Origin of the sequence: Methanocorpusculum sp. GPch4, assembly GCF_012062385.1 — an archaeon.
In the GTDB taxonomy this organism is placed as follows: domain Archaea; phylum Halobacteriota; class Methanomicrobia; order Methanomicrobiales; family Methanocorpusculaceae; genus Methanocorpusculum; species Methanocorpusculum parvum.
In genome coordinates this window covers 175,691-184,072 of sequence record NZ_SIJA01000014.1, presented here as the reverse complement: position 1 = coordinate 184,072, position 8,382 = coordinate 175,691, and the positions used below count along the sequence as shown (strand labels likewise).

The window sequence follows — 8,382 nt, the reverse complement described above, 5'->3', positions numbered from 1 at the left end:
CCGGCTCCCGAAGAACCTGAAGATGCAGCTGGAAACGGCGGCACGCGTGGAAGGGACGACGGTTCAGGATTGGGTGCGAAAAGCGATGGTGAATCGGATCAGTCTGCTGAATGTGTGCCCGGCGTGCGGCACGGTGAATTCCGGGACGGCTAAGTTCTGTAATGAGTGCGGTGCGAGTCTGAAGGATAGTAAGAGGTCGATGTATTTCGCGTGGCTGAAGGATCTGCTGAGGGAGGAGCTTGAGGAAGGACGGGATCTTGACGCGGTTCTGAAGGTTCTGGAGGATCCGGCAGGGGTGATGGAGGGGCTGGAGAAGAAGGGGAAGTCGATCGTGCGGACGGAGGTAAGGAGGGAGTAGGGAAATATATGCATAATGCTCGGCAGGAATGGATCGAGAAATATTTCAAACTTAAATTCAGTAATGATAGCACACCAAACCAGATAGAGGATGCATCATATTTAAAAAAAGGTGAACTTAGTCAAATAGATCATCTCTATAAATATAGCGGGGAATCTGAGATAAAAAGGTTAATTGAGGCATTAGTTTTAAACAAATATCCAAAAATACGCCTTAATCAGCCATTTAATTTTAATGATCCTTTTGACACAAGGATACTTCCGGTTTATATGAAAATGCCTGACTTACGTGAATATTTTGTAAATGGACTGATTGACAAGATATGTAAACAGATAGATGCAGATGATGAATGTAAAGAAAAAATCCATACAGAATGTATTGAAACTCTGAAAATTGAAGAGTGGCAGGAGTGGCTCTTAGCATTAGCCGAGATTAATAAAAAATATGATCCCGATTATCAGGGATCAGAAGAGAAGCTGGCTGATGAGATAAATCAGAAATATGTGTTAAATCACTCAAAATATTGTAAAGAGTTTCAAGAACTGGTTGGAATTTCTTGTTTCACTGAAGATTGCAGCAATATCCTCATGTGGAGTCATTATTCTGACGGACATAAAGGGATTTGTCTGGCGTATGATGTTTCATCATTCGCTAGTCTGTCCAAGACATATAATATTACTGATGGAGCACTATTCCCAGTTCGATATCTGAACAAATCCCAAGATTTAATTGACCTTACAAAAAAATATTTCACTCATAATTTCAACCCATTGGTAAAATTAACTCCTCAAGAAGAAATTTGTTTAATGTGGAAAACTATTCTCACGAAAGCGTGCTGCTGGAGTTATGAACGAGAATGGAGATTAGTATATCGACTTCCTAATCCTCCGAAAGAGAGTGACAGGTTACTATCGCTAAGACCATCTCATATTTATCTTGGGGCAAAAATTGCTGAAGATGATGAAGCGGCATTACGTAAATGTGCAAAGGAACATGGCATTCCCATAAATAAAATGCAAATATCTGATGATGGATTAGAATTGATCATTGGAAAATAATAAACGAGGTTCAAGGGTAGATCTCAACGATGGAGAGGGGGTTGAGATTCTGCGGACACAAGAGAAATCCCACCGCGAATAATCGCGAATCTACGCGAATCGCATTTTTCCTGTTCCGCCCTCTTGACCTTCGGTCGCGTCACTACGCTCCGCCTCATCGGCTCCGCGTGGCCGTGACGGCGGAACGAAAAATGCTGGAAAACCCGCGTCGCGGGTTTTCTTTAAAGATTCTCAAATCCTTGTAATAACAAAACAAATCAGTATTTTCTCAGGAGAAAACCCGCGACGCGGGTTTTCCAGCATTTTCCACGCTGGCGTTCCGACCACGCGGAGCCGATGAGGCGAAGCGTAGGAACGCGGCCGAGGAGTGAAACGACGAGGACAAGAAGACAGCGTAAGGAAAATGCGATTCGCGATTATTCGCGATTATTCGCGGTGGAATTTCTCATGTGTCCACACCCAACCTTACCCTTCCCGAATCTTACATACACCCTAACCCAATCCTCCACCCCTGTCCCCTTTTTCGTGCATTTCGTTGGCGGGTTGGACGCTGAAAGCGGACGACCTCAGCTGAGGTCGCTCATTCGGAGTAGCCCGCCTCAGCTAAGGGCGAGCCTATCGGCTCACCCCGCTCGACCCAACGGCAGGCTCCAGGACTTCGCATATTTGGGATTCGTTATCTCAATCACCTGAATCCAAACCCATCTCATACCTCGCTTCATCGACATGGCCCCGCATAACCTTATATATTCCCGTCCCCTATTTTTTCTCATGACCAAACACCAATCCTCATTCTGGACCACAGCGCGCGCTCTTGCGACAATCGGGGTCATCCTGCTCATCGTGGCGACGGCTGGGTGTGTGAGTTCCCCCGCCGAGACGGCGACAGATGCCGCCATCAAAGAACTCCTCGCTGCGGTTGAGGCCCAGGATATCGGGTTAGGGAATATTACCAACATCGGTTATGGATTCGTGGACGGGGAATATGTTGTGTACTCCAGCGATCCGGCCGGTCTCATGTATGCGCATGAAAAGTTTGTCGAATCCGCCGAGCACGTGGAGAGCGCGAAGCAGCACTTGGGTGAAGCACGGCAGAACATGTATGTGGATGACTCGGAAAACCTCCTGCTGAACGGCCGCATGTTTCAAGCGGCGCTGGTGGTCGAGGATATTGCCCAGTTTGGAATCAACCTCACCTCCGAACTCCAGCAAACGTCTCCAAATGCGACGGCTTGTATAGTCAATGCCGAGTTGATTTATCGGTTCATACCAGAACGGGACGATATGCTACACCTCGCCGGGCTGTAGTGAAAGGGTCAACCTCCCGGCAATTTTGCAGGAAGGTTACAATAATTTTAGATAGGGGGATTCTCACTTGAAGTCCCGATGCGCCGACCGAGACTCGACCCATCAAGCGGGCTGAAATCCGTGCCACAAACCCCTCCGCCTTTCCCCTGTTACCAAATCTCCTGAGTCAGCACCCCGTCAATCTCCCGCTAAAGGCCCCTCAGCTGAGCAAGGCTTTGCTTTGCGAGAGAGTTGAGAGAGTGAGGATAAGCAAATCCGATTTTAAGAGCCCGAAGGGCTCAGATTCGCGCCGATTCAAGTGAGGGCTGAAAACCCGAAACGGAGAGCAAATCTCTGATTTGCGAGCGCGGTTGGTTTTTTCTCAGGTTTCCACACCCAGCATACTCCTTCACGAATTTAATCCGCACCAACACCGCGTAACTCCTATTAAAAAACAAAAAAAAAAGGGATTATCCCCCCTCTCACAGGATAAACGTCACATACACGATGCCGGCAAAGATCGCCGCGACGATCAAAACCGTCACGAGATCTGCCGCATGGTAGACCATCTTTCTCACATGCTCCGACGCCTTCCGGTAGCCCCGCATATCGATCGTCAGACCAAGCGTATCCGCCTTTGCAAGCGAATTCAGCATAAGCGGCAGCATAACCGGGCCGAGCTGCTTCAGCTTCCCGATAACGCCTCCTCCGGGAGAGTACCCGCGGGAAAGCTGAGCCTCATTGATCCTGACACCCTCTCTCTGCAGAGTCGGGATAAACCGGATCGTGATCGTCAACGGCGGTTCGCAAGCCAACAGTCCCGACCGACTCATGACGCCTGGAAACGGTTATTGGGTATATGTCGACACGCAAAGCACGATGACAGGACTCACGGCGTGACAGCAATGAAAAAACTGTTCATCACCCCTCTCCCCCTCCCTTCATCTCTCCCCGAAACGCGGCCCTTCGACCCGTGCCGGCGGCCGCTCCCCGCTCCTCACCGGAGCCGGTGCATTATAACACTCCATACACACGATCATACAGTTTCTCACCTCATCCTTCCCCCCTTCAAGAACCGGTTTGATATGCCTCGCCTCCCAGCCTCCCCGTCCCTGCGCACTCCCTCTGCTCGCATACACCAGTTTCTTCCCGCAGACCTGACAATACCCGTTCACCCGGTCAAACGCGTTTTTCACCACATCTTCTGTAAATGCCATATCTTCTCCATTACGTAGGAGTAGGGCACTCTGTCACTATAAACCTATCCATAACTGCTATTTTCAAAAATCCCGGGATTATGCGGGGAAATGACCCGCAAACTGGCCCCTCATCTAAAAAAATCTCTCCGTTTGGTCAGAGAGCCCCTCTCACGTTCCGCGTCGCTATGCACATCCTTGCTAGCTTCTCGAATGCCGTCTCAGGCGTATGCATCCGAAGACCGCAGTCCGGATCGATCAGAATATTCTCTGCCCCAAACGCATCCACGCAGAGCATGATCCGCCGCTCGATCTCCTCAACCGACTCCACGTTTGGATCCGAACTCTTCACACACCCGCAGCCGATCTTCTTCCCCGCAAGATCCCGCTTTGAAAGAACCGAAAGATTCTCCATCGAAACCGCATACTCGAAATCCAGAATATCCACCGGAAGCTTCGTCCACGAATCCGCGATCTCCCCAAGCATCCCGCACGTATGGATACACGACGGGGTCTTGATCCCTGCAAAAATAATTTTCAGCGCCTCCCGTGCCGTATCCACAGAGATCGCTCCCGTTGAAAGGATCGGCTCATCCACCTGAATGATCGAAACCCCCGTCTCCGCAAGAAACTTCGCTTCCTGATGCAGAGCGGCCGCAAGATCCATCACCACCTCCTCCTTATTCCGGTAGATCGGCGTATTCACCTGCAAAGCATACGCAAGCGTGCAGGGGCCTGTAAGGATCCCCTTCACATACTTCGTCTGGGTCAAAGCATACTTCGTATCGCCCACTGTGATCGGCTTATCGGCTGCCCCGATCCTGCCGACGACCGTCTTTTCAGAGATCCCCGGCAGCTTCGAAACGAATGCCTGCACCATATCCGACCTCACCTGCCCGTCGGAGATGATATCCACCCCTGCTCTCAGCTGCTCTGCTACCGCAAACTGAACCGCTTTTTTATACGGGTCTATAAGGGACGAAAGTCCCGTCCCTTTCACGCAGGGAAACGAACCGACGACCGTCGTCGGCATAAGGCACGGCAGATCCATGATAAAGTAGGTCGTCCTGCGCAGATAAAAATCCTCTGGATCCGGTCTTCCCGATTTTGCCGCGACCAAAGATTATATCAACGCTCAAAGGAATCTATTCATTAGTCACCCATGTCCGCACCATTAAAGATCCCGAAGATGCTAAAACCCGAATACGACTCACTTATTCGTGACAACGTAATATCCCGGATCGCGTTTTTCGGTAAAGATCATCCCTACATCGCACCCTTCCTCTATGTATTCGATGAGAAAAACCTCTACTTCCTCTCGACCCGATACGGCAAAAAAATGGAGTTGTTCTCCCAGAACCCGGCCGTCTCCGTCGAGATAGAGAATGTCGCTCCGGATATGTCTGCCTACAAGTTCGTGACGCTGCTCGGCAAACTCTCCGAGGTGACGGATGACGAGAGAAAACGTGCGGTAAAACGCCACTTCGTCCAGCTGATCTCAGACAAAAAAATCTCGGAAAACAGTCTCTATGCCCTGGGTCATTCACCCACCGAGTCACCTGAGAAGATCATCGGCGAAGACCGGACAATGGTTTGGAAATTGGTTGATGTGAAGGAGATCGTTGCGCTGAAAAACGGATGATCTCCACATTTTAAAAAATTATAGATTGCCTCAAAAAAAGATGCTTTCCCATGCTGGATATACCCCGTGGGAAAAGCATCTGATCATTTAAGCTTTTTCTCGAGTTTCTTGAGCTTTTTCTGGGCTTCTTTGCTTCCGTCGGCAGCCTGCTTGGCGAGTTCTTCTGCCTTTGCTTTCTTTACTTTGTTGAGTTTTTCCAGTTGTTTTTTACTTGTCGGCATACTTTTTACCTCGCTGTACTTTTGCTGATTCAGATTGGCGTTGAACCCTGTTAAAAATATCCCCGGGATTTTTATTTGATGTGAAGAAAACTTCATATGAAATAAACTTCACATAACATAGTATGAAAAAGAATATCCTCATTTCCGTCTGCGGACTTGCCGCCGGGATCGTTCTGATCCTTCTGGCCGTATTTGTATTTACAGGAAGTACTACGTTGAACGGAGCATGTTACGGGATCGGCGCAGCGTTACTCGTCCTTTCGGCGGGAAATCTGGTTGGGGCATCAGTTAAAAAAGCTGTTGAGACGCCCGAAACTCTCAAAATCCAGGAGATCGAGGAGCATGACGAGCGGAATATCCGTATCCGTGAACGTGCCGGCTGGAATACCGTCCGGATCTTTACGCCGGTTTTGTGTGCATGCACGCTTGTTTCGGCGCTGGCAGGAGCCGAGGTATATGTGACGTTTGCGGCGTGCGGGCTTGTTCTTCTGGTTGCCGGGCTTTCGATCGGGTCGCAGATCTATTATGACAAGAGGCTGTGATGAAGAATCGGATAAAAGAACTGCGGGCCGCCGGTGATCTGACCCAGGCGGAGCTTGCAGAGATCATCTCCGTTTCGTCGCGAACGATCATTTCGCTTGAGAAGGGCCAGTATAATCCGTCGGTCCTCCTTGCGCACAAACTTTCTCTTGTATTCGATTGTCCTATCGAAGAGGTGTTTCTTTTCGGCGAAGAGGACGGGATCTGAAATCAGATGCGATAATCTACGATCACACTTTTTTCACTCACGCTTCTCACATACTTTGTGACCGGATCTATGTGATAGGGATGCTCTGCATACCCGCGGAGAGCTGCCTCATCATCTACGATGACTGAAAGCGCGATGTCAAACGACCGTTCGGTGTGCGCATAGTCGATGCCGACTTCGATCTCCCTGATCTGTTCAACAACGCCTTTCATCGAAAGGAGCATCTCGCGGGTTTTTTCAGAGCAGGCAGGGTCTTTGAGTTTGAAGAGAACGATGTGCTTTATCATAAAAAAAGTGTTATGGACTGACTCTGTGTCGGTCACGCGGGAAGAGAACAGCTTCCCTGATATTCTGGAGATCGAGCATGGTCATGACCAGGCGTTCGGCGCCGAGTCCCCAGCCTGCGTGGGGCGGCATGCCGTATCTGAACGGGTTTAAGTAGAACTCGAACGCATCGGGGTTGAGACCTTTTGCTTTGATCTGCTCAACGAGAAGGGAGTGGATATGACAGCGCTGGGCGCCGGAGGTCAGTTCCATTCTGGGGTGCATCATATCGAACGCACGGCAGACCTCGGGTCGGTCGGCAAACGGCATGGTGTAGAACGGTCTCGTGGAGGTCGGCCATTCAGTGATGAAGTACATCGTGCCCATCTTTTCTCCGACGACCCTCTCGGCAGCGGTCGAGAGGTCGTCACCGAAGACGAGCGGTTCGCCGCCGGCGGTGGAGATTTCGATGGCTTCTTTGTAGGTGATGCGGGGGAACGGAACGGTCGGGACCTTGAAGTCGGTGATGCCGAGGGTTTCCAGAGCGTCGCCGCAGTGTTCTGCGACGTATGCATACGCAGAAGCGACGACGTTTTCGAGCATCTTCATGGCGTCTTCTTCGTCAGCGAAGGACATTTCGATATCGATCGAGGTGGCTTCGTTTAAGTGACGAGCGGTGTTGTGTTCTTCTGCACGGAAGATCGCGCCGATCTCAAAGACTCTGTCAAACCCGGCGCTCATGAGCATCTGTTTGTAGAGCTGGGGTGACTGATTTAAGAATGCTTCTTTGTCGAAGTAGGCGAGCGGGAAGAGTTCGGTTCCTCCTTCGGTTGCGGCAGCGACGATCTTCGGGGTCTGGACCTGGGTGAATCCGTTGTCCCAGAGGTATTCGCTGACGGCACGCAGACAGGCGTTTCTGATCTGGAAAATAGCATTGATGCGGGGTTTTCGGAGATCGAGGTACCGGTTGTCGAGCCGGGTGTCGAGTTCGGCGGGGACTTTTTCCGAGACATCAAGCGGCAGAGGGGTCTCGGCACGGGAGATGACGCGAAGCGTCTCGGGGACGAGTTCGCGTCCTCCGGGCGCTTTTTCGGTCGCTTTGACGACGCCTTCACATTCAATAACGGACTCGCGGGTGGCGTCTTTGACGGCGGCGAGTACTTCGGGGGTGACTTTCTTTTTGGGTATGGTGACCTGAAGGATCCCGGTTCTGTCGCGAACGAGGAGGAAGGTGAGCCCTCCAAGATCACGTTCTTCGTGGACCCAGCCTGCAATGTGCGCACGCTCAACTGCGGGGGTCACGTCTTTTATTGGTATGCGCATAAAATCTCTATAGTATTTGCGGTGGAGATAGATTAGTGTTTGTTCCAGGCAGATCCACTTTCCATGAGATGTGTGCATACAGCCCTTCGTCCGGGAAGACGAGGCTGCCGTTTGCCCCCCGGACGAGCACTGAATCCAGATATTTTCGGATGATTTCTTTCTGCCGTTGGTCACGGGCTTCCATCCGGTCGGCATACTCGCTGACTGCGTTCTCCAGATCAGGATATCCCCGTTCGTCTTTCATTGGATACACGGCAATATCCGCATAGATCCCCATTTGAAACA

General features: G+C 50.7%; 13 protein-coding genes. 6 read left to right on the top strand and 7 right to left on the bottom strand.

Going from position 1 to position 8,382, the window contains the following annotated elements; translation table 11 throughout:
* The 3 genes from EYA77_RS01710 to EYA77_RS01700 all read left to right on the top strand — a co-directional run.
* On the top strand, positions 1-358 hold a 358-nt coding region (locus tag EYA77_RS01710), incomplete at its 5' end, for a zinc ribbon domain-containing protein (protein WP_167815671.1).
* 8 nt (positions 359-366) lie between these two features.
* Entirely contained in the window at positions 367-1,416 is a 1,050-nt protein-coding gene (locus EYA77_RS01705; RefSeq protein WP_167815670.1) for a DUF2971 domain-containing protein, read from the top strand.
* A 771-nt stretch (positions 1,417-2,187) separates the two neighbouring features.
* Positions 2,188-2,724 (top strand): hypothetical protein, encoded by a 537-nt coding sequence (locus tag EYA77_RS01700; RefSeq protein ID WP_167815669.1) that lies wholly within the window; start codon positions 2,188-2,190, stop codon positions 2,722-2,724.
* 461 nt (positions 2,725-3,185) lie between these two features.
* Here the strand turns inward: EYA77_RS01700 and EYA77_RS01695 are convergent, their stop codons facing one another.
* The 3 genes from EYA77_RS01695 to EYA77_RS01685 all read right to left on the bottom strand — a co-directional run bounded on the left by EYA77_RS01695 (position 3,186) and on the right by EYA77_RS01685 (position 5,019).
* The gene (locus EYA77_RS01695; RefSeq protein WP_167815668.1) at positions 3,186-3,536 is read right to left on the bottom strand and encodes an energy-coupling factor transporter transmembrane component T; all 351 of its coding nucleotides are present in this window, start codon (positions 3,534-3,536) and stop codon (positions 3,186-3,188) included.
* Between the two features lie 108 nt (positions 3,537-3,644).
* Positions 3,645-3,920, bottom strand: coding sequence for an HNH endonuclease (locus EYA77_RS01690; RefSeq protein ID WP_042696824.1), 276 nt, complete (start codon positions 3,918-3,920; stop codon positions 3,645-3,647).
* Between the two features lie 136 nt (positions 3,921-4,056).
* Positions 4,057-5,019, bottom strand: a complete 963-nt coding sequence (locus tag EYA77_RS01685) for a methionine synthase (RefSeq protein WP_306463683.1) — start codon at positions 5,017-5,019, stop codon at positions 4,057-4,059.
* A 42-nt stretch (positions 5,020-5,061) separates the two neighbouring features.
* On the opposite strand from EYA77_RS01685, the gene EYA77_RS01680 reads away from it, so the two are divergent.
* On the top strand, positions 5,062-5,541 hold the full coding sequence (locus EYA77_RS01680; protein WP_167815666.1) for a pyridoxamine 5'-phosphate oxidase family protein: 480 nt from the start codon (positions 5,062-5,064) through the stop codon (positions 5,539-5,541).
* 83 nt (positions 5,542-5,624) lie between these two features.
* Here EYA77_RS01680 and EYA77_RS01675 read toward each other — a convergent pair whose 3' ends face one another.
* Positions 5,625-5,762 (bottom strand): hypothetical protein, encoded by a 138-nt coding sequence (locus tag EYA77_RS01675; protein ID WP_167815665.1) that lies wholly within the window; start codon positions 5,760-5,762, stop codon positions 5,625-5,627.
* A gap of 122 nt (positions 5,763-5,884) precedes the next feature.
* Between EYA77_RS01675 and EYA77_RS01670 the strand changes: the two genes are divergently transcribed.
* Together EYA77_RS01670 and EYA77_RS01665 are read left to right on the top strand one after the other, a co-directional pair.
* Positions 5,885-6,304, top strand: coding sequence for a hypothetical protein (locus EYA77_RS01670; protein WP_042696816.1), 420 nt, complete (start codon positions 5,885-5,887; stop codon positions 6,302-6,304).
* Complete coding sequence (locus EYA77_RS01665) at positions 6,304-6,510, top strand: helix-turn-helix transcriptional regulator (RefSeq protein ID WP_167815664.1); 207 nt, start codon at positions 6,304-6,306, stop codon at positions 6,508-6,510. Before EYA77_RS01670 ends, EYA77_RS01665 begins: the two co-directional genes overlap by 1 nt.
* Before the next feature lie 2 nt (positions 6,511-6,512).
* Here the strand turns inward: EYA77_RS01665 and EYA77_RS01660 are convergent, their stop codons facing one another.
* The 3 genes from EYA77_RS01660 to EYA77_RS01650 are packed head-to-tail and all read right to left on the bottom strand — an operon-like array spanning position 6,513 to position 8,341.
* Positions 6,513-6,797, bottom strand: coding sequence for a Dabb family protein (locus tag EYA77_RS01660; protein ID WP_167815663.1), 285 nt, complete (start codon positions 6,795-6,797; stop codon positions 6,513-6,515).
* Between the two features lie 10 nt (positions 6,798-6,807).
* On the bottom strand, positions 6,808-8,097 hold the full coding sequence (gene aspS / locus EYA77_RS01655) for an aspartate--tRNA(Asn) ligase (RefSeq protein WP_167815662.1): 1,290 nt from the start codon (positions 8,095-8,097) through the stop codon (positions 6,808-6,810).
* Between the two features lie 7 nt (positions 8,098-8,104).
* Complete coding sequence (locus EYA77_RS01650) at positions 8,105-8,341, bottom strand: hypothetical protein (RefSeq protein WP_167815661.1); 237 nt, start codon at positions 8,339-8,341, stop codon at positions 8,105-8,107.
* Positions 8,342-8,382 lie beyond the last annotated feature (41 nt).